Consider the following 22,078-nt stretch of genomic DNA (forward strand, 5'->3'; position numbering starts at 1 on the left):
TCGTTTGCTAACGCTAGTCACATACTTATGTATGCTCCTAGCGATTAGCGGCACTTGATGCCTACGCATAATAGGAACTATTTAGAAAATTAAATGTTGGTCATACTTCAAACTGTAGAGTTGTTGGATTCATTCGGCGGCTTGGGTCACCGACTTATAGAGGTGGCCCAAGTTATTCTCGTTTTATGACCTTCCTGATTATTCCTTTAATAGCGAATCAATAATCTTTTGGGCGTGTAGATAGCTTTGCTCATTGCCAAAAATATGCGCTTGATTGAGTAAAAAATATAATTGGTAAATGGGTTGTCTATCTAAAAAACCTTGTGGAAGCGGCCAAACACTTTGGTAACCATCGATAATTTGAATAGGAATATCTTTATATAAAGGTAACATTGCAATATCGCACTCTCTATCACCCCAGTAGCATGCTGGATCATAAAGAACACCATCAATTTGTTGAGTAATGGCGCAGTTAGCAGGCCATAAATCGCCGTGTAATAAAGAGGGTTGAGGTTGATGGCCGGCTAATTTATTTTTAACAATATCGACAATTTGCTGAATATCACCAAATACCATGCCTTTCTCAGACGCTAATTGTAATTGAAGACCAATACGTTTTTCTGCAAAGAATGAATTCCAGCGTTTTTCCCAGCCATTTGGTTGGATAATAGTGCTGAGCATGGTGTCAAAATCAAAGCCATAACTAGGTTGCTCTTCCCATTGGTGTAAGCGGGCAAGCTGCTGGCCAAAGTGCCAAGCGTTGGTGGTATCAAATGGTTTTAAAGGGAAGTATTCGAGAAGCAGAAAACTATGGTGCTTATTACTGCCGACACCATATACCTTGGGAACGGTAATGGTTTGGCTTTTGGCGAGCATTTCTAGCTGTTCAGCCTCTTGCTTAAATAACGGTAGAAACTCACGCCGATTTTGTTTAATGAATACGGTGTGTTCGCCATAGTCAATTCTTAACGTATGGTGAATATCACCACCAGAGAGAATGACTTTGTTACGCAGCTCCGCTTCACCTAAGTGTTCACTTAATAAACGACACATTGCTTGCCACATGACTCACCTCGCTCTGCTTTGGTCTTCATTAACACAATACTATAGCGACAGTTTAGGAATTAACAGTGATAATTGTTTAAAAAGAAGCGCCTATCACGAAATAATTATTTAAGAGTTTTATGAGTAAAAATAAATTGCTGCAAACCTAAAGATAGCGGTTTTTTATCAAATTGAGAATGTTCAGATATTTTCTTGTTATAGTGATATGCCAGCGCGTTCCTCAGCTTATTCAGGTAAACTGCAAAAAAGTTAAATAACAAGGGAAAACTATGCACACTGATTTTCAAAATCCACGTTGGTTAAGGGACTTATTGCGATTTATTCCGCTGAAAAGTCAGTTTGTATTGTTCGGCAATGTACGTGATTTACAAGCCAGTGAAATTGCGCCTTCCATTGTGACACCTTTGCCATTTAACCAATCGTTATTTAATAGTTTATTTAAAGCAGGGTATGCATATGTGCTGACTTATACACCCTTGGTCGGTTTTCAATGTTTAGCAAACCCTGCACATAACACCCAAGAAACGGATGCTGTTATGCAACGACTAGGGTTAAATGTTGCTGAGGGTAAAGCGGCGGGTGGTATCGATATGTTAAATCACCTGCTTGAGCGGTTGATTAATGATAAACAACAGCCTACTGCCTTATGTATCGACTTTGCCTCTTGTTTAATTTCTCATCGCGATAACCTTACGTCCGCAGAACACAGTTTATTTACCCGCGCACTTGTTGCATCACACCAAGGAAAGGCAAGGCCTGCAGGGGATCAAAATCAACCATTTTTTAATACCGTTTTTTGGATAGTGGAAAAAGAAACGGATTTACCTGATTGGTTTGTGGTGAATAACCCACGTATTCGAGCCATTCCCGTTGCTAAACCCGATGGCCAAGTACGCCGTTTGTTAGCACCTAGTCTATTGGCTTCGTTGGCGGATTTTAATGGCTTAGCAGAAGCTGATAAATCCTCATTAATTAATGATTTTATAGATGAAACAGAAGGGCTGTTGCTGCTGGATTTAACTGCCATTGTGCAGTTGGCGCGTATCGAACAGGTGCCAGCAACCAGTATTAGCGATGCGGTTCGTCGATACAAAGTCGGGATCACGGAAGACCCGTGGAAAAAGATTGATAAGCAAAAAATTCATCATGCCCCAGCAGTGATTTCCCGCAGAGTAAAAGGGCAACAGCATGCTGTCACACATTTATTGGATATCATCAAACGGGCAATGACGGGTGTCGGTAGCAATAAAGGTGGGCGCCCTCGTGGCGTATTATTTCTTGCGGGGCCAACGGGTGTTGGGAAAACAGAATTGGCTAAAACGGTGACTCAATTACTGTTTGGTGACGAAAGTGCGTATATCCGCTTTGATATGTCAGAATTTAGTGCTGAACATGCAGGCCAACGACTGATTGGTGCCCCTCCTGGCTACGTTGGGTATGATTCAGGGGGTGAATTAACTAACGCAATCCGCGAAAAGCCATTCAGTGTGGTTTTGTTTGATGAAATCGAAAAAGCCCATCCCCATTTAATGGATAAGTTTTTACAGATTATCGATGATGGTGTATTAACGTCAGGGCGCGGCGATCGCGTTTATTTTTCTGAAGCATTAATTATTTTCACGTCTAACCTCGGTATTTATCGCTTAGACGCTAGTGGCGAGCGAGTGGCAAATGTCCAACCTCATGAGCCATTTGAAACCGTGACGCGCAATGTGAAAAATGAAATAGAGCGCCATTTTAAACTGGTACTTAACCGCCCAGAATTGCTCAATCGCATAGGGGAAAATATCATTGTTTTTGACTTTATCCGCCCTGATGTTGCTGAGCAAATTTTTGAGCAAATGGTGGATAACATATTGTCAGGCTTAGAAAAACAGTCTTTGACTATTTCAATATCTGTGGAAGCTAAAGACGCGTTAAAAATTAACTGTTTGGCAGATTTGTCCAATGGTGGGCGTGGAATACGTAATCAATTAGAAATGTATTTGATTAACCCATTATCGAGAGCAATTTTCGACCAAGACATACAAGCCAATAGTGCTTATCAAATTACGTCGATTCAGATGGGTGAAAATGCACAAGTTACGTTAACCGCAGTAGGCAATTAACCTAATGAATATTAGTGTTTCACGTATTCATTTTCCTGTCACAACTTTAGGGCCGGGAAAACGGATTGGTATTTGGTTTCAAGGATGTTCTCTGCGTTGCAAGGGGTGTTTATCCCCTGATACGTGGCAAGTTAAAGACAGCCATTTCACAGTGACACAATTAATTGACCAAGTCCAAGAATGGTTACCATACGCAGATGGCATTACCATTTCAGGGGGAGAGCCGTTTGAGCAACCAGACGCCTTGCTCACATTATTACGTGAAATAAAACAGCGATTTAAAGGAAATATTCTAGTATATAGCGGCTATGAATGGGGAGTGATTGAAGATAGCGTTGCTCAAATGTCCCCCTACATAGATGCATTGATCAGTGAGCCATTTAACGTCGAAATGCCGCAAACTTTAATGTTAAGGGGCAGTGATAATCAACAGCTTCATCTTCTAACACCGCTTGGGAAGTCATTATTTAAACAATATCAACGTGTTGCAATGCCAGAAGATAAGAAACTGGATTTAGCCTTTGATGAGCAAGGGCGGCTATTTCTGGCGGGGATCCCTGAACGAGGCGATATGCAACGGTTAAGTCACCTCCTTGCCCTACAAGATAACACCTTAAAACAACTCAAAAAATAGTAACGAGAGAGAAGGATGACGATGATACGCTTTTGCCCGCATTGTTTAACAGAACGGCCGTTAACTGAAATATTTTGTGCAGGGCAAACTCAAACACAACAAGGAAGTTTACAACTTTGCGGTTGGGATTTAACGCTTGAGCCTATTCATCCTGAAGGGTGGCGCCCTGAAGTACAACAAACTAGCCCCGTTGAAGCCCCTTTTGGCAATAATGGTGAAACCCAAAATCACCAACAGCGTCATTGTGAAAATGGTCACCTTATGGCTGAAGATGATTTTATTTGTCTTGAGTGTGGGGCGGATGTTGCAGCAGAGCCAGTCATTGAGATTTTGTCGTCACCCCATCAGCAGATAGGCGCTTGGCGCTTAGAAAGACGAATTAATGGCAGTGATAGCCCCCGTGAACGCTACTTCGTTACGCATTGTACTGAAGAAAAAAACGGCGTACTGACGCTCTACCAAAAGGGAGAGGAGCCTGATCCCGCGGTTTACCAAGTCCTTAAACGCATTCCAACAGACCATGTTCCTGAGTTTTATGAGTATGGCCGCTTTGAAAACCGCGCATGGCATGTCACTGAAATGCTTGAGGGCGGGTCACTAAGTCAGTTTATCCAGCAAGGTGAATTTTGGCAGGCAGATGAAATTCCTAAACTTGTAGATGAAATGGGGCAGGCAATCGCGGCATTTGCGGAGCATGGGTTACGACACCGTAATTTGAGCCCCGCTAATTTGCTTATTCGCAAGCGCCATCCTCTTGATATTGTAGTGATTGAATATGGTTCTGCCTGTTTATCTGAGTTTGACCTTGATATTGTTACGCCACTGGATATTTCCCGTTATTCAGCGCCTGAAACTCTTGCTGGTGGTGTCAGTGCAGCGTCCGATTGGTGGAGTCTCGGGATTATCCTCTTAGAACAACTGACCCAAGGGCGGTGTTTCGACCATATTCAAGATAATGCTTTTCTTATCCAAGTAATGACTAATGGCGTTGATTTACCAGAAGATTTACCTGCTAATATCCAACTATTATTGCGCGGGTTATTGTGCAGAGACCGTTTCTTACGTTGGCAGTGGCCAGAGGTTTTAGCGTGGCTACAAGGAAAACCCCAGCAAGCTCCACAAAGTCAAAAAAACGATAGACAAAGCCATCTCCACACGCTGACGTTTGCGGGACAGCAATTCCAACAACCAGACGTATTTGCATTGGTGGCAGCACAAGCGAACCATTGGGATGATGCGTTACTACTTTTATTGCGGGGTGAAGTTAGTTCGTGGCTAGTGCAGTTTGAAAACAGCCACGAACAACTAACGAAACTACAAACATTGCTAGATAGCGACTTCCAGCAAGAAAATCTCAATGAAATTAAGCTGACTTTTGCTTTAAAAATTATCAATGAAAACATCCCATTAATTTACCGTGGTGAGATCATCACGCCTGCATGGCTGCTAGAAAATCCCCGTTTAGCTTTTACACTGATTAGCGAGCCGCTTAATCGATACATTCAAGATATCGACCCCCAGCATTGGCTAGTGCAGCTTTATCATCGCCAATGTTTGGTGCGAGAGCGAGCCCACCAACTCAATATTCTATTAAATGAAGAAAGCTTGCGTTTGTATTTATTGATTACTTCAATCAATCAATTATCTGCAAGGTGGGAGCTCTTACATGCGCAATTTCCTGATTCCCATAATGAAAGTTTACAAGGGTTATTTGATAAGCAAAATCCGCAAGAGATTGATTACATTCTGCTATTGAGTGCGGATATTGGCCAGTTTATTTCATTAGACACATTGATTGAGCAGGCGTTTGAGCTCGCTAAACAAAATGATATTGATAATTTTGATCATGAAATGGCCAAAATGCAGCTTTCATTAACACGTAAGGCATTGTATTTACAACTTAGCGAGCGAGTGAGTGATTTCAAACGTGTCGGGTTGGCTGTTTTAGACAATTGGGTTGACCAGTTTTTATTGATGCGCAGGCTTTCGCTAGAGAAAACACTCGTGCTACTGGCGATACCAATAGAGCACTGGCAAGTCCCTGAATCACAAAAGTATGTGCTTGAAGTCTTACGCTTTTTTAACCAAAAACTAACCGCGGTGACGCAGCGAGGCAATTTAGTTCGCATGCGTTTAACGCCAAATACAGGACGCATTGATTTAACGGAGTGTGATAGTACGCTTCGCAGTGCAAGTGCGTTATTGGAGCACTTACTTAACCGCAAAAAAGGGTTGATGACCATTGATAGCGATATGCTGCTACAGCGTAAAGGCGTGAATACCCGCTTAAGAATGCTACAAGCAGATACGCAATTGTATCAACGGGATACGGGTATTAATGGCATGTATTTGGGCTTTCCTTTTTTAGTGTTGAATACTCAGCCTAATCAAATTAAACCCCGTATTGCGCCGTTATTTTTATGGCCAATTTCAATGCAATCGGCGATTGCTCAGCAAAGCCCTATTCAATTAAATTTTGACCACGAGCGAGGTGCCGTCCGCCTTAACCCTGCGTTAGCGAGCTTTGTGGGGATCCCCGAAATAAGTAAGTGGCAGGGTGCTTTAGACGCTTTGTTATCAAAAGCTGGGGTGACCATTGATGAAATGATGGAAAGCCTGTCTGCACTGTTGCCAATACAAGGTACGCAGTTACTTCCATTGCCTTCGTTAACTGATCCTGTAGAAGAAAACTATGCACAGGTTGCCTGCTCGGCAGTGCTATTCCACACGTCATTTATTGGTCAGGCAATGAGTGGTGACTTACAGCAAATAGCCAATATGTCCATTGCGCAAACAGCATTGTCTACCTTACTTAAAGTCAGCTCAGCAAGTTTACCGGAACGTGTTGTTAATCCCGAAAATATCCTGAGCCCATTTGCGTTATCCCTTGCCGATCCGTCTCAAGAGCGTGTTGTTCAAGCCGCGCAACAACAAACAGGGCTATTGATTGAAGGGCCACCGGGAACAGGGAAAAGCCAAACGATTGTTAGTCTTATTGCCGATGCATTAGGCCATCAACAGACCGTGTTAGTGGTATGCCAAAAGCCTGCGGCACTTGAGGTGGTATACAAGCGATTGGTGGCTAATGGTTTAGGTGATAGGGCGCAGCTTATTCGTCAGAACCAAAAAAACCGTGAGGTTATTTTGGCGGTGCGTGAACAAATTGAGCAACTGTGGAATAAAGAAAGTAGCACGTTATTTGAACAAGATTGGCAAGCAGAACGCACCCGTTTATTTAGCCGAGTACAGCTTTTTGAGCAAAAATTGGATGCTTATTACCATGCCCTCAATGATGTCGATACCCATTGGCAGTTATCTTATAAACAGATTTTAAGCAGTTTAATTCAGGTGGACGTTTTAGAGCGTTTGAATATCAATGATGATGCGTTAGTTCAAGTATTTACAGAGTTTAATCAACCTAAATTAGCCCAACTTCTCGATGACATTAAACAGCATGCCCAAATATGGTGGCAATTAGATTATGAAAATAGCCCATTAAAAGCATTAGCGCAGTTTTCTGTGAACGAGCATCAATATCTGTTATTTAATCAACAGATTACATTATTTATTGATGTGGAAAAGCAACGTGATCAGGCTTACCAATCCGATTATCACGGTATTACACTCACTGAACTGACAAACCATGAACGTATTCTTGCGCAGTTAACGTCACATTTTGGCCAACAAACGCCAGCACAATGGCAAAGTTTATCCCAGTGGTTAGCGTTGTTTATCGATTTGCACGGTTCAGTCACGACGGGCAAAACCGTCATTGAACAATTAGAACAGCGTTATCAACGCTTATTAATGATTGATGAGGCAAATACAGATTCACTACTTTTCCCGTTATTTAAGGGAATAGAATCGAAAAAATTAGCGGAATTATCCCGTGCAACAACGGAGTCAATACAGGGGTCTTGGTTACGATTTTTCAACCCGTTTTATTATGGTCGCCATAATCAGCTACAGCAATTTATGGCTGAAAGTGGGTTAAATCAGGATAGCTTGGCTGTATTGCATAAAACGATAGGTGTAGAGCAACAATGGCGCTTACTTGAAAAAGAAATTATACCTATTTATCAATTGATTGGTATGGAACTTCAGCCAGGTTGGCGAACTGGATTACCTCAGTTAATTGAACAATTAAAATGGGTGGAGAGTTCGAGCCAGTTATTGGCTCAATACCCTGAAATTTCCCATTTTTTACCTGCTATTATCGAGAAACAGCAGTTTGGATTTGAACGCCAGTGCCATGAAATTCAATCTGCAATGACAAAGTTTAAAGCAAGAGTAGAAAGTGAGAGCCAATTAGAGCGAATTGCACCTGTTTTTTCATCACAAACGATTGAACGGTTCCAACAGGCAATTGATGAAGGAAAATCATTTACGAATGAACTAGTCCAAATTGCTGAGAAAAGAAATTCGTTGATTCAGTATCAATTATTTAGAGAGGAAACTGCCAATTTTACGCCACAACATTGGCAAACCTTAGCGGTATTACACCCTGTCATCACACAATATATTCATGAAAACAATCACCAAAAAGATTGGGTTGCAGCACTAATACAGACCGTTAGCTACGGTTTCTATCATTTTGTGAAAAGTCAATTTGAGGCTAAATTACCGGCACTTTCAGCCAATAGTCGGCAATTTATGGCGGATTTAGCCGAACTTGAGCAGGCACAAAAAGAACTGCAACTCTTTAACCGTGTGGCACTAACACGCAATTATGATTTGTCTCAAATGGGAAGCCGCCGTGAATGGGAAGAAATTACGCGCCTTGCAGGGCCAAGGGCGCGCCGTTTACGGGAATTTATTAACGAAGGGCGTGAAATTGGTTTGATGCAATTACGCCCGATTTGGCTGATGACACCAGATGTAGCAAGCCAAGTCCTACCATTGCAAGCGGCAATGTTTGATAGTGTGATTTACGATGAAGCGTCGCAAATGCCCATTGAATTTGCATTGTCTACCTTGTTTAGGGGGAAACAAGCGATTGTTAGTGGTGATGAAAAGCAAATGCCGCCTTCTAAATTCTTCACAGGAAAACTGGTCGAAGAGGACACTGAGGACACTGAGGATGAGGTGGATGAACAGCAAATCGATGCGAATGAAGAATGGGATTATCGGCAAATTAGTGATTGCCCTGATTTGCTACATTTGGCGCGTACCGTATTGCCAGTTCACACCTTAGATATTCATTATCGTTCGGCATATCGGGAACTGATCAATTTTTCAAATTTTGCTTTTTATGAAAATCGGTTGAATATTCCAGCACAATTTTCAGCCAAATTAGTGAGTAAAATTAAGCCATTACAGCTGGTGGCGGTTAATGGTATGTATGTTAATCAAAGTAATGAGGCGGAAGCGGCGGCAGTTGTTGAGCATCTTGCAACGGTGTGGCAACTTCCTTTCGAGCAGCGTCCGTCAGTGGGAGTGGTCACCTTCAACCAAAAGCAGACCTCGTTGATTAACCAACAAATTCGACTGAGGGCTGAGCAGGACGAGCAATTTTTGGCCGCCTACACACAAGAAAACCAACGCTTTCGTGATGAAGAAGATATGTCCTTCTTTGTCAAAAATGTGGAAAACGTGCAAGGAGACGAGCGCGATGTCATTTTATTCTCCACCACATTTGGCCGTAATGCGCAGGGGACATTTAGGCGTAACTTCGGTGTATTGGGGCAAGCTGGGGGCGAACGACGTTTAAATGTTGCGATTACACGTGCAAGACAGCAAGTGGTTATTATGTCATCGATGCCTATCGAGGAAATATCCGATTTACTGACAACCTACCGTAAGCCGGAGATCCCGCGGGATTACTTACAAGGCTATTTAGCGTATGCGAAAGATGCTTGCAACCCATTGAGACAAAACGAAAATCAAAAATTGCTTAACCGCATGTGCCAGACACAGCTGGCCGTGCAAGATACCTATGTAGAACAAAGTGCCTTTGTCACTTCAGTGGTTGAATTTATTCAGCAAAATGGTTGGCAGGTGACAGTATCAACGCAAAAAGAAGTGTTTCATTTTGATTGTATTATTGAAGATGAGATAACAGGGCAATTATTAATTGGTATTGAGTGTGATATGCCATCTCATCCACTGTTGCAAACGGCTAGGTCAAGGGAACTATGGCGAAGCAATATTTTAAGCCGTGTCATACCGCAGCGTTATCGAGTTTCTATTATTGAATGGTATAACGATAGAGTGACAGCGCAACAGCAACTACAAGATGCGATTGTTAATGCATCAATCAGTTTAACTGGCTCAACGAATAGGGCGATACATCAGGAAAGTGAATTATGAGCTCATCAGTTCATCGTATCAGCGTTAGGGAAATGAATGAAATCCAGTGCCGTCGGCAATTGGCAGTGACGCGTAAAATGTTCCAGCAATGGCAAAAAATGGCCAATACAACACAGTATCACCAGCCACGTATTGAACAAATAGTCACATTATTTCAGCAACTATCAGCGAATGATATCAGCACAATATCTGCGCGTCAGCTCACTACGCTGAAGAATGAATTGGCACAATTTAATGGCACGCTGAAACAAGAGATACAAACTGTTCGTGAACAGCAACTTGAGCAGCAAGCACTAGTGGCTCGAGCCAATACGCACCGCCAACATAATTTTGAAGCATTAGCAGCGTTAGTTCGAGAAAAGCTACCTGCCGAAAAACAGTTAATTGCAGAGCTGGAAAGTCGCGAAGTGATGAATGAAAAGGCATCGGGTTCATTAATTTTCCGCGCTCTCACTGCCCTAGATGACGTTCAAAGCCAACTTTCACCCTTTGCTAATCAATTACTTGAACAGTTAAAGGCACAATCTGAAGATGTGCCACAATTTTGGCAGCACGGTGCGCCATTATCGCCGTTTGCCAAGCAATGTGAGCAAATTTTATTGATGATTGAAAAGCTTAAACTGGTGGGAAGTTTGACTGAAGCACTAAGCGCACAGCAACAGCTTACTGAAATTCAAGCAATGAATGAAAGTTCACCGCGCCATTTACGAGCTGATTCACTCATCTTGATCTTGGCTAAACAGTTGAAAGAAAGCCAGCAACACACTGAGTTAGTTGAAAAAATCGAACAGCTTTGTGCAGAGCTCGCTATTTTTTCTGATGATGAGAATGCAAAAATTATTGATGAAGCATTAGCTTCAATACATTCAAGTTCAGTTACTGTGTTGATGTCACTGGCTGAACAATTAGAAGCAAAAATTAATTTGGCAGAACAGGCGTTTGTCGCAGAGGCGCAAAGAAGAGTGGTGCTAGATGGTTTAGGTAAGCTGGGCTATCAAGTTCAAGAGACGGATATTAAAGCGTGGATGGATGATGGCAAAGTCGTAGTCAGGCACCCTGCAACGCCGGGGTATGGTTTAGAGTTGGGCGGAAAACAAGCCCGCTTTCAAACACGTACGGTGGCGTTATCCTCACAAAGAGACACCCAACGAGATAAAGATGTTGATGCCATTTGGTGTAGTCAGCATCAGCAATTGCAAGAGTTCGTGGCACAATCAGACGCGGAGTTGGTGGTTGAACGTGCATTGCCCGCAGGAAGCGGTGAAATGAAAGTTTATGATTTGGAAGACGCAGAGCAGCAGAGAAATACCGTTATAAATCAACAACCTCGCACATTGCGTAAATAACAGTGACGCATAATTTGTGAATATTAAAAAAGGCTGTTCTAACAATTAGTTAGTTCAGCCTTTTTAGATAAGAGTATGATTTCAGTTTAAGCCGTATGCATACTTTGGGGATTTGTTTGGCTCCGTTTACGCGCTAATACCAACTTGCTATAGATTAAGGCAATAACAAAATAAACGGCTTGAGTAACAACAATGGTTGGCCCTGTCGTTGCATTAATATGGAAGCTAAGAATAGTGCCAATCACGCTAGATGTGACGGAGGCGATAATGGCGACGATCAGCATTTTGCCAAAACTACGACAGAGAACAAACGCAATAATCCCTGGCGAGATCAACATGGCAATGACAAGAATGATCCCAACAGCTTGTAGAGATGCCACAATGGTCAAGGCCAACAACGACAACAGCCCATAATGAATCAACTTAACGGGCAAGCCAATCACACGTGCTTGGTTCGGGTCGAAGCAATACAGCATAAAGTCTTTACGTTTTAGCAAGATAATCGCAATGGTAATCCCTGCAAACAGTAAAATTTGCTTAAATTCACTGTCGGTTATCCCTAAAATATCACCAAATAGGATATGCGTTAGGTGCTGCTCGGTATCGATTTTGGCAAACATCACTAAACCGATGGCAAACATCCCTGAAAACACAATCCCCATGACGGTATCTTCTTTTATTCGGCTATTTTCTTTGAGGTAACCCGTCGCGACAGCGCAGAATAACCCTGAAGCGAATGCCCCAATAGCCAAAGGAATACCGAGCAGAGAAGCAATAATGATCCCCGGTAAAACGGCATGGGAAATGGCATCCCCCATGAGTGACCAGCCTTTTAACACTAAAAAGCAAGATAAAATAGCGCACACAGTGCCTGTTACGATGGCAGTGATTAACGCTTTTTGCATAAATGGAAAGGCGAAGGGGGCCATCAATAAGTCAATAAAATCACTCATGAGAGGCTCCTTGCTGGTGTAACCGAGCCACTTCTTTTTTCGCCTTGCGACGAGAGGCAAAAATACCGTGCTTTGGTGCAAAGAAGAAAGCCAATAAGAAAATAATGGTCTGCAATGTAACGATCAGTCCGCCCGTAGCGCCATTGAGGTAGTAGCTGATATACGCGCCAACTGCGCTGGTTACCGTACCGATGGTTACAGAGATGATTAATAAGCGTTTAAACTGGTCTGTCAATAAGTAGGCTGTAGCGCCCGGGGTGACGACCATAGCTATAACTAAAATTGCGCCAACGGTTTGCAGTGCAGCAACGGTACAAGCGCTTAATAACGTAAAGAAAATGATTTTTAAGCGTAATGGGTTTAAACCAATGGAGCGCGCGTGGCTCTCATCAAAAAAGACGGCCAAAAGGTCTTTCCATAAGCACAATAAAACGATGAATGACACACCGATAATAATTTCAACTTGAAGCACATCTGCGTCTGCAATACCTAAAATATTACCGAAGATAATACTTTGTACGTTTACCGAGGTTGGGTTCAATGAAACTATTAATAAGCCCGCAGCGAAGAACGTGGAAAAGATAAAGCCAATAACGGCATCTTCTCGCAGACGAGTTAAATGTTTTATTAATGTCATCGCAAGTGCGGCAAGGATCCCTGTAAAAAAAGCCCCCGCAGCGTAAGGTAGGCCTAATGCATAGGCTCCAGCTACCCCCGGAACGACAGAGTGGGAAAGGGCATCTCCCATCAATGACCAGCCTTTTAACATCAAATACGCGGATAAAAACGCACAGACGGCACCGACAATGGCACTCACCCAAATGGCTTTTATCATAAAATCGTATTTAAAAGGCTCTAATAACAGATCAATCATTCTTCACCCTTAGGTGGGTTTTTTCTCACCGGAGCATCGTGATCATGTCCATAGAAAACCGCAGCTCGTTCATCATCGGTAATAACAGTAATTGACCGTGGGTCATCGTCATCATGCAGCTCTTGTCCTGATAGGTTGATGTGACGCAGCACACCACCAAAGGCTTGCTGGAGGTTTCTTTGGGTGAACGTGGTTTCCGTTGGTCCACTGGCTAATACAGTACGATTAATCAAAATGACTTGGTCACAAAACTCGGGAACGCTCCCTAAGTTATGTGTTGAAACCAAAATGAGATGGCCTTCATCACGCAAACTGCGAAGCAAGTCGATGATGGCATTTTCCGTTTTTACGTCAACACCCGTAAAAGGTTCATCCAACAGCAATACTTTACCTTGTTGGGCAAGGGCACGAGCCAAAAATACCCGCTTTTTTTGTCCCCCTGAAAGTTCACCAATTTGCCGATGTTCAAGGCCAGCAAGGTCAACACGCTCAAGCGCCATCTTCACAGCATCTTTGTCTTCTTTTTTAGGGATACGGAAAAAACCCATTTTACCGTAGCGCCCCATCATGACGACATCGGATACTAGAACGGGGAAGTTCCAGTCCACTTCCTCGGTTTGCGGAACATAAGCAATGACGTTCTCTTTTAGTGCCGCTTTAATAGGTTGAGCATTTAATGTGACACTACCCGATGATGGGGTGACGAGCCCCATAATGGTTTTAAATAGCGTCGATTTACCACTACCGTTCACTCCAACGAGTGCACAAATGGAGCCACCCGTAATATTAAAACTCGCATCATAAATTGCGGTGTGGCCGTTGTTGTAAGTCACGGTTGCATCATCAACGACCAAATTTGGGTGCTCAAACTGATTAGAGTGATTCATATTACTGTGAAAATCCTTTGGCTATCGTGTCTACAGTGGTTTTTAACAGGTCGATATAAGTTGGCACAGGGCCGTCTGCGGTAGAAAGTGAATCTACATATAGAATGCCACCGTATTTAGCTCCTGTTTCTTTGCTGACTTGGCGAGCGGGTTTGTCTGAAATAGTGCTCTCGCTAAATACAACAGGAATATTATATTGGCGTACGGTATCAATCACTTTTTTAACTTGTTGTGGTGAACCTTGCTCTTCCGCATTGATTGGCCATAAGTAAACCTCTTTAAAGCCATAATCTTTTGTTAGATAGCTAAACGCGCCTTCACTGGACACTAACCAGCGCTCATTTTCTGGAATGCGATTTAAACGTTCACGCAGTGGTGCATCAAGGGCTTCAATCTGTTGCGTGTAATTTTTGGCATTGGTATTGTAGGTTTCAGCATTTTCAGGGTCATATTTAACCAATGCTTGACGAATGTTTTCGATATAAATTTTTGCATTCGCAGGGGACATCCAAGCGTGTGGGTTTGGATTGTCTTTATATTCACCTTCACGAATTGGCATTGGCTCAATGCCCTCAGTAACAATGACCGCAGGGACATTTTTAAAGTTTTCAAAGAAACGTTGGAACCAAACCTCTAAATTCATACCATTCCATAGAATTAAATCGGCATCATAAGCCTTCATAATATCTTTGGGGGTGGGTTGGTACCCATGAATTTCAGCACCGGGTTTTGTAATTGACTCGACAATTGCCGCGTCTCCGGCTACATTTTGAGCAATATCTTGAATGATGGTAAACGTAGTGACCACTTTAAACTTTTTAGCAAACGCCGGTTGGCTAATAAAGAGCATTGCAGCTAATGCAAATACAGTGGTGAGTAAAGGTGCAGATAATCGAGATAAATTCTTCTTCATAAAAGTTGACCCTGACATTTTAGGCTTAACATTTTTTAACAGTATGGTTGTTATGGTTTATAACAATTCCATTTTATAACTCAACTGATAATGATTATCAATATCATTTATAAAAATAAACATAAAAAATGAGGAATTGCATCTATAGTTATTATTGGTTTTTATCACTCATTATTAATTTGTATGACTAAAACACGTCCTGAAGTAAAAGTTAAGTAAAAATTATTTTATTTTTCTTGGGATTAGTTATTCTCCCGTTGGCTTTGATAGCAGAGGATACAACAGTGAAAAAAATAATCAGCGGTACTTTTGTGCTACTGCTACTTGCCGGTTGCTCTAGTGAGCCAGATAGGCAAACAACAAAAACGCGTATGTTGGATAACCAAAATACGTTACCAACAACAGCACAAAATACCTCATTCCCTCGAACGCCGTTTGATGAATTCATTCGTGACTCTGCTTCGCGCTATAGCGTTGATGAAACACTTATTCGGGCAATTATTGAGGTTGAATCTAATTTTAGACCAGAAGTGGTGAGCAAATCGAATGCGATTGGCTTGATGCAAATTAAAGCCTCAACCGCAGGGCGTGATGCTTATCGTTTCCAAGGTAAATCTGGCGAGCCCAGCTCAAGTGATTTAAAAGATCCTCGGAAAAATATCGATATTGGCACGGCCTATATTCGGATATTAAGGGACCAGCATCTTGCGGGAATAAACCACCCACAAACACTGTATTACGCAACTGTCGTTGCATATGTGAATGGGGCGGGAGCACTGCTTAGAACCTTTGATAACGATAAAGGCAGGGCGATAGCGATGATTAACAACTTGTCGCCTGAGGAATTTTATCAGCATGTACAAACTAAGCATCCAGCACCGCAGGCCCCACGTTATTTATGGAAAGTTAAAAATGCCTACAATGCCTTAGCGATGTCTTATTGATACTCCGTTAATAAGTGTGGGAGTTGCGCGATAATTTCAACGATACCGTTGATAACAAATTGCACTCCCATACAAATTAACAAAAAGCCCATTACGCGAGCGATCGCATCAATCCCACTATTTCCTAACCATCTCATAATTGACGTTGCCCCTCGTAAACCAATCCACACAATCAAACTGGCTAAAAGAAACGTGATGACTGGTGCCACTTTAAGCACCCAAGGCGCAAAGGTCACATTTCCTTGCAGCGATGCAGTTGAGCTGATGATCATCGCAATTGTACCGGGCCCCGCAGTGCTTGGCATGGCTAAAGGAACGAAGGCAATATTTGGCGATTCTTGGCGTTTTTTGGACACGCTAGGGTCATCTAATGGTGTTGTTGATGAATCATCGGATGAGTCATTATTTGGAAATAGCATTCCAAAACCAATAAAAGCAACAATTAACCCACCTGCAATGCGTAAACCTGGTATTGATATACCAAATGTATTCATCACAAGTTGCCCTGCATAAAAAGCAATGGTCATTATGGCAAAAACATAGATTGAAGCGAGAAAAGCTTGGTGATTGCGTTGCTCTTTGGTCATATTTGCTGAGATGCTCAGCATAACTGCAATTGCCGTTAAGGGGTTAGCTAGCGGAAGGAGCAAAACGAGGCCAATGCCAACGGCTTGAAAGAGTTCGAGGAAATTTGTCATAGGGGGATATCAAGCTCCTAATTATAAAAGTAAGTGAATTTCCTTAACCTAAATAATAACGAAATTTGTTATAGATCTGTATCTTAGCATTTTTAAGTGCGTTAATGTTTTATTATTGAATTGGAATTAAAGCAATGAAGATTAGGAATAAGTGCGTACTATAATTCATCAGTGATGAGTGGAGTTGTTCACATTAACTGTGGATAACTGCCGCATTCGTTTGTGAGTAACTTGGGTAAATACTTATTTTACAAACAGATAGCTGTCTGCGCTAAAAGTATGCAATTTTGCTAGGCAAAAAAAAACCTTCTTATGGGGGCCATAAAAAGGTCAAGGGCATCTATTAACAGGTTGTCTAATGTCGATGTGTTAGTGATTATATCCTTTGCAATGTGTTTTACTGGTAATTTATGTAAATTCATTAAAAGATATTTTTTTAATATATAAAAAGAGATAAATAATATGTTGAATGGCATTAATCATTTAACTTTGGCTATAACACACTTAGAAAAAAGCATTTATTTTTATCAAACGCTATTAGGGATGAAATTACATGCTAAGTGGAACCATGGGGCGTATATTTCGTGTGGTGATTTATGGTTGTGTTTGTCCGTTGATACATCACGTCAACATTTGGCTTCGAGCGAAACAGATTATACTCACTATGCATTTTCCGTTTCAGAGAGTAATTTTCCTCTGCTAGTTAATACGCTAAAAGAAAACAAAATTGTGATGTGGAAAGAAAATAAGAGTGAAGGGGACTCTTTTTATTTTCTCGATCCTGATGGGCATAAGCTAGAGTTGCATGTTGGTGATTTAAGCCAACGTTTAAAAAGCTGCCAATTCGCACCTTATGACGGTATGGAGTTTTATTAATTGGTAAGAAGGAATATATGGAAATCTTAACACTTTCTACAATAGACAATTATGAGCAACAATTAGCCCAGTTATTAATTGATAGTGTCGAACAGGGTGCTTCTGTAGGGTTTCATGCCCCACTAGCGGTTGATGAAGCACTAGATTATTGGCAACAAATAAAGTCAGATTTAATGCAAAAAAAACGTTTTCTTATGGTGTGTATTGATGATGAGAAAATAGTAGGTGCTGTGCAAATTGCATTATGCTTAAAGGCTAATGGCTTGCATCGTGGGGATGTTGAAAAATTGATGGTTCATAGCCAGTTTCGACAACGCCGGATTGCAACGGAGTTGCTCAATTATGCCGAGAGAATAGCACTGGAAAATCATCGGACTTTATTAGTGCTCGATACCCGTAGTCAAGATGTTGCATCGGTATTATATCGAAAACAAGGATACATCGAGGTTGGTGAAATTCCGCGCTTTGTGGTTAATTCACAAGGTCAATTTGAAGGGACGACACTTTTTTATAAGCAATTAACTTAAAGCTGTCTCATTAAATAGGAAAGATAAGGTTTCTTTAAATAGCCGAAAGTCGCTAGAATTTTCTTTACAAAGTATTTTTAATTTTAAAAATTGCTTTACGCACAGTTGTATATCCTATGCTCAAGTTATTTTGAATTGTAGGATTGAGTATGAAAAAGCTGATAGCGACGTTTGCTGGGGCATCAATGTTATTTATTTTAGCTATCGCAATAATGCTCATTGTTTTTCCTCAGCAATGGAAACAAAATATTTACCCAAGTTTGTCACAAGTGATCCCTGCGTCATTAAGTTCTGTATTGCCGCAAGGCCTTGTCAGCAATAATGTTTGTGATAGTTTGGAAAACAACCTACAAAGTTTTGCTGATTACCTAAAGGTGAATCAAGACATTGTGGATATAAAAGGTATGAATAGTCTGGATGAACAACTAGCAAATATACAAGCTAGAGTAGACTCGATGCCTTCAGATGTTCGTAATTTAGTATGCCAACAGGAATACAGCAAATTAGAAGGTCTAAAAAGCGTGTTTTCATTAGGACGCAGTAATTAATTTTTTGCATTTGTTATTCACTCCACAAGAGACAACACAAAGTTCCCTCGTTGTTTTATGCTATGCTGATTAACCTCATTCAGAGTTAAAGGCAGCATAATGAGAATTTTAAAATATCCATTATTAAACTGGCTAGTCGCCAATGGTGTGGCAGTTTATTTTTTATTCAAACACGATGCTTTAGTTTGGCAGTTTTCAGGTTGGATGGGGATCCTCGGTATCTTAGTCGCTCTCGAAAGTGTCAGTTGGGTGGCTACGAGCTTATTTTATTTTTATAAACATAAAACATCACCAAATCCAAGTGTTCAAGCAACGCACCTTGTTACTAATGGTCCCTATCGACTATCCCGAAATCCGATGTATTTAGCTTTTACTTCCATGAGTTTAGCATTGGCTTTTTTTTCACATTCACCTTATTTTTTAGTCTCTGGCTTAGTTTTTTGGTTGATGACAGATTTGTATACCATCCCGCAAGAAGAACGCTTTTTATCAACTGCATTCAGTGAGGAATGGGAACGTTATCGCAAACAGACTCGACGTTGGTTATAAATTAATGTTAATGAGACGCTTTCTCAATTATAATAATCATTACTTTTTACTTTGATTATTAGGAATATCAATGAACTACCAAGTTGCACCATTTTGGATTAATTCAGGAAAGCTAGCATGCTTAATTGTAATAAGCCTGTTTTTAGGTTTTTTTTCGGTCAGCGGGTTTATTGCCTATTTGCTGGCAATCGGTGTGGCCTGGGCAGTCGTCGTTTCTTTTAAAATTCATGCAATGAAAGAAAAGGGACTTATTTTAAAAAACAGTGATGTTTCTGATTGGATGGTTTATATCCAAGGCATTCCTGTCGAAGAGAAAAGACAATCTTTAGCGAATCCTTGTTTTGCTATTTTACAGCAGGGTCAATCGTTCTTTGGTAAAGCGCTTATATTAAGGGCGCTTATTCAAGCTGTTTTTTGCGTGTATATCCTTCAGCAAATCTATTTTGTGAATAATATTTATGTGCAAATATTCTCATTGATGTTTGCGGCGTATATTTTGTATTCGCTATGGAACACCTTACAGAATTACATTGCGATTAAACAAAATAAGATAATTACTGAAGAGTTAGTTGCACCCAGTGGATCCCATTGGTATCGCCTTTCATTCATGAAAAAAGAAAAACGAATTCCTGCTTTGGAGAGCTTATTCGCCATTTAATCGGGAAGGTGTTGATTTTTCATATATTGAGGCACAATAAACGCCTTTGCGCTATCGCCATAAAATATGTCTGTGTTATCATTGATAGTTGAGTAACTAGCGATGTATCAATTTATGTTGACTTGAATTGCCTATAATTGTGTACATATCTCGCACAGTGAAGTGAGAAATCGTTAGTAACGTATTGATTTATAAACTTTGGAATAATCAAGCAAGTGATCTGGCGTGTGGGTCACCACTGCTGATAAGGATTTTTTAATGCCTGTTATTACTCTTCCTGATGGAAGTCAGCGTCAGTTTGACCATCCTGTTTCTGTGATGGACGTGGCTCGCGATATTGGTGCGGGTTTAGCAAAAGCATGTATCGCTGGTCGTATCAACGGTGAACGTGTTGATGCATGTGAAATGATTGAACATGATGCAAACGTGTCCATTATTACGAGTAAAGATGATGACGGACTCGAAATTATTCGTCACTCTTGTGCCCACTTATTGGGTCATGCAATCAAACAATTATGGCCAAACACCAAAATGGCTATCGGTCCAACTATCGATAATGGTTTTTACTATGATATCGATTTAGACCATATGCTGACGCAGGAAGATTTGGAAAAGCTTGAAAAGCGCATGCTTGAGCTTGCCAAAACAGATTATGACGTGGTGAAAAAACGTGTTTCTTGGGCGGAAGCTCGCGAGACATTTGTTGCCCGTGGCGAAGACTATAAAGTCGAAATCTTGGATCAAAATATTAGCCAAGACGACCGCCCTGGTTTATATCATCACGAAGAATATGTGGATATGTGTCGTGGCCCGCACGTACCGAATATGCGTTTTTGCCACCACTTTAAATTACAAAAAGTGGCAGGTGCCTACTGGCGCGGCAACAGCGATAACAAAATGCTGCAACGTATTTATGGCACAGCATGGGCTGATAAAAAACAATTAGCGGCTTATTTATTACGTTTAGAAGAAGCGGCTAAGCGTGACCACCGTAAAATTGGTAAACAGTTAGACTTATACCACATGCAAGAAGAAGCGCCGGGTATGGCATTCTGGCATAACGATGGTTGGACAATCTTCCGTGAACTGGAAACTTTTGTACGTACAAAACTGAAAGCATATAACTATCAGGAAGTTAAAGGCCCATTCATGATGGACCGCGTACTGTGGGAGAAAACAGGTCACTGGGAAAACTACAAAGATGCGATGTTCACTACATCTTCTGAAAACCGTGAATATTGTGTTAAGCCAATGAACTGCCCAGGTCACGTACAGATTTTCAACCAAGGTTTAAAATCTTACCGTGATTTACCATTGCGTATGGCAGAATTTGGTAGCTGTCATCGTAATGAGCCATCAGGTGCACTGCACGGTTTAATGCGTGTACGTGGCTTTACGCAAGATGATGCGCATATCTTCTGTACTGAAGAGCAAATCTTAAGTGAAGTGACTAGCTGTATTGAAATGATTTATGACGTTTATGCGACATTCGGTTTTGAGAAAATTGTCGTTAAACTGTCAACTCGTCCTGAAAAACGCATCGGTACTGATGAGATGTGGGATAAGGCTGAGGAAGATTTAGCGAATGCACTAAAATCAAAAGGCATTGAATTTGAATATCAGCCGGGTGAAGGTGCATTCTACGGTCCGAAAATTGAGTTTACACTGTACGACTGCCTTGACCGTGCATGGCAATGCGGTACTGTTCAGTTAGACTTCTTCTTACCGGGTCGTTTAACAGCTTCCTATGTGGGCGAAAACAATGAACGCATCGTTCCTGTTATGATCCACCGTGCGGTGTTAGGTTCATTAGAACGCTTCATCGGGATCTTAACTGAAGAGTATGCAGGTTTCTTCCCAACATGGTTAGCACCACAACAAGTGGTTGTTATGAACATTACAGACGGTCAAGCCGACTATGTTCAAGAATTAGTAAGCAAGCTGCAAAGTGTTGGCATTCGTGCGAAAGCGGACTTACGTAACGAGAAAATCGGCTTTAAGATCCGCGAACACACACTGCGTCGTGTCCCTTACATGTTAGTCTGTGGTGATAAAGAAGTTGAATCAGGTAAAGTTGCCGTACGTACCCGTCGTGGTAAAGATTTAGGCAGCGTTGATGTCAACGAATTCACAACAGAACTGCTAAAAGAGATCCGCAGTCGTCAACTCAATCAGATGGAGGAATAAGG

17 protein-coding genes are annotated in these 22,078 nt (G+C 41.4%); 11 read left to right on the forward strand and 6 right to left on the reverse strand.

All coding sequences use genetic code 11. From position 1 onward, the window contains the following. Positions 1-198 precede the first annotated feature (198 nt). Positions 199-1,065 (reverse strand): fructosamine kinase family protein, encoded by an 867-nt coding sequence (locus AC4IFO_RS16905; RefSeq protein ID WP_490736132.1) that lies wholly within the window; start codon positions 1,063-1,065, stop codon positions 199-201. A gap of 269 nt (positions 1,066-1,334) precedes the next feature. On the opposite strand from AC4IFO_RS16905, the gene AC4IFO_RS16910 reads away from it, so the two are divergent. Genes AC4IFO_RS16910 through AC4IFO_RS16925 form a run of 4 tightly spaced genes read left to right on the forward strand, consistent with a single transcriptional unit; the run spans position 1,335 to position 11,462 of the window. After that, positions 1,335-3,173 (forward strand): AAA family ATPase, encoded by a 1,839-nt coding sequence (locus tag AC4IFO_RS16910; protein WP_490736134.1) that lies wholly within the window; start codon positions 1,335-1,337, stop codon positions 3,171-3,173. Between the two features lie 4 nt (positions 3,174-3,177). After that, positions 3,178-3,807: a 4Fe-4S single cluster domain-containing protein gene (locus tag AC4IFO_RS16915; protein ID WP_490736136.1), complete on the forward strand. Its 630-nt coding sequence runs from the start codon at positions 3,178-3,180 to the stop codon at positions 3,805-3,807. 15 nt (positions 3,808-3,822) lie between these two features. Beyond that, a complete protein-coding gene (locus AC4IFO_RS16920) occupies positions 3,823-10,116 on the forward strand; it encodes a protein kinase domain-containing protein (RefSeq protein WP_490736138.1) in 6,294 nt (2,097 codons plus the stop codon). Continuing rightward, a complete protein-coding gene (locus tag AC4IFO_RS16925) occupies positions 10,113-11,462 on the forward strand; it encodes a hypothetical protein (RefSeq protein WP_490736140.1) in 1,350 nt (449 codons plus the stop codon). The genes AC4IFO_RS16920 and AC4IFO_RS16925 overlap by 4 nt, the downstream gene beginning before the upstream one ends. An 86-nt stretch (positions 11,463-11,548) precedes the next feature. Here AC4IFO_RS16925 and AC4IFO_RS16930 read toward each other — a convergent pair whose 3' ends face one another. The 4 genes from AC4IFO_RS16930 to AC4IFO_RS16945 are packed head-to-tail and all read right to left on the reverse strand — an operon-like array spanning position 11,549 to position 15,089. Then, positions 11,549-12,415, reverse strand: a complete 867-nt coding sequence (locus AC4IFO_RS16930) for a metal ABC transporter permease (protein ID WP_430252239.1) — start codon at positions 12,413-12,415, stop codon at positions 11,549-11,551. Next, positions 12,408-13,289 carry a metal ABC transporter permease gene (locus AC4IFO_RS16935; protein WP_490736142.1) on the reverse strand — a complete coding sequence of 294 codons (882 nt, stop codon included), beginning with the start codon at positions 13,287-13,289 and terminating at the stop codon, positions 12,408-12,410. Before AC4IFO_RS16935 ends, AC4IFO_RS16930 begins: the two co-directional genes overlap by 8 nt. Beyond that, positions 13,286-14,176 (reverse strand): manganese/iron ABC transporter ATP-binding protein, encoded by an 891-nt coding sequence (locus tag AC4IFO_RS16940; RefSeq protein WP_490736144.1) that lies wholly within the window; start codon positions 14,174-14,176, stop codon positions 13,286-13,288. The genes AC4IFO_RS16935 and AC4IFO_RS16940 overlap by 4 nt, the downstream gene beginning before the upstream one ends. Position 14,177: 1 nt before the next feature. Beyond that, a complete protein-coding gene (locus AC4IFO_RS16945; RefSeq protein WP_219248751.1) occupies positions 14,178-15,089 on the reverse strand; it encodes a metal ABC transporter substrate-binding protein in 912 nt (303 codons plus the stop codon). Between the two features lie 284 nt (positions 15,090-15,373). On the opposite strand from AC4IFO_RS16945, the gene AC4IFO_RS16950 reads away from it, so the two are divergent. Then, positions 15,374-16,033 (forward strand): transglycosylase SLT domain-containing protein, encoded by a 660-nt coding sequence (locus AC4IFO_RS16950; RefSeq protein ID WP_490736147.1) that lies wholly within the window; start codon positions 15,374-15,376, stop codon positions 16,031-16,033. Here AC4IFO_RS16950 and AC4IFO_RS16955 read toward each other — a convergent pair. Continuing rightward, the gene (locus AC4IFO_RS16955; RefSeq protein WP_219248748.1) at positions 16,027-16,731 is read right to left on the reverse strand and encodes a MarC family NAAT transporter; all 705 of its coding nucleotides are present in this window, start codon (positions 16,729-16,731) and stop codon (positions 16,027-16,029) included. The two genes, AC4IFO_RS16950 and AC4IFO_RS16955, sit on opposite strands and share 7 nt — an antisense overlap. A gap of 462 nt (positions 16,732-17,193) precedes the next feature. Between AC4IFO_RS16955 and fos the strand changes: the two genes are divergently transcribed. The 6 genes from fos (at position 17,194) to thrS (ending at position 22,076) form a co-directional block, all read left to right on the forward strand. Next, complete coding sequence (gene fos / locus AC4IFO_RS16960; protein ID WP_490736149.1) at positions 17,194-17,607, forward strand: fosfomycin resistance glutathione transferase; 414 nt, start codon at positions 17,194-17,196, stop codon at positions 17,605-17,607. A 17-nt stretch (positions 17,608-17,624) separates the two neighbouring features. Then, positions 17,625-18,134, forward strand: a complete 510-nt coding sequence (locus AC4IFO_RS16965; RefSeq protein WP_490736151.1) for a GNAT family N-acetyltransferase — start codon at positions 17,625-17,627, stop codon at positions 18,132-18,134. A 149-nt stretch (positions 18,135-18,283) separates the two neighbouring features. Next, positions 18,284-18,682: a hypothetical protein gene (locus AC4IFO_RS16970; protein ID WP_490736153.1), complete on the forward strand. Its 399-nt coding sequence runs from the start codon at positions 18,284-18,286 to the stop codon at positions 18,680-18,682. Between the two features lie 99 nt (positions 18,683-18,781). Then, the gene (locus AC4IFO_RS16975; RefSeq protein ID WP_490736155.1) at positions 18,782-19,231 is read left to right on the forward strand and encodes a methyltransferase family protein; all 450 of its coding nucleotides are present in this window, start codon (positions 18,782-18,784) and stop codon (positions 19,229-19,231) included. A gap of 70 nt (positions 19,232-19,301) precedes the next feature. Beyond that, positions 19,302-19,889 carry a hypothetical protein gene (locus AC4IFO_RS16980; RefSeq protein ID WP_490736157.1) on the forward strand — a complete coding sequence of 196 codons (588 nt, stop codon included), beginning with the start codon at positions 19,302-19,304 and terminating at the stop codon, positions 19,887-19,889. Positions 19,890-20,147: 258 nt separating this feature from the next. Then, positions 20,148-22,076, forward strand: a complete 1,929-nt coding sequence (thrS, locus tag AC4IFO_RS16985) for a threonine--tRNA ligase (protein ID WP_490736159.1) — start codon at positions 20,148-20,150, stop codon at positions 22,074-22,076. The last annotated feature ends 2 nt before the right edge of the window (positions 22,077-22,078 follow it).

This window comes from Providencia sp. UF-224, from assembly GCF_058245955.1.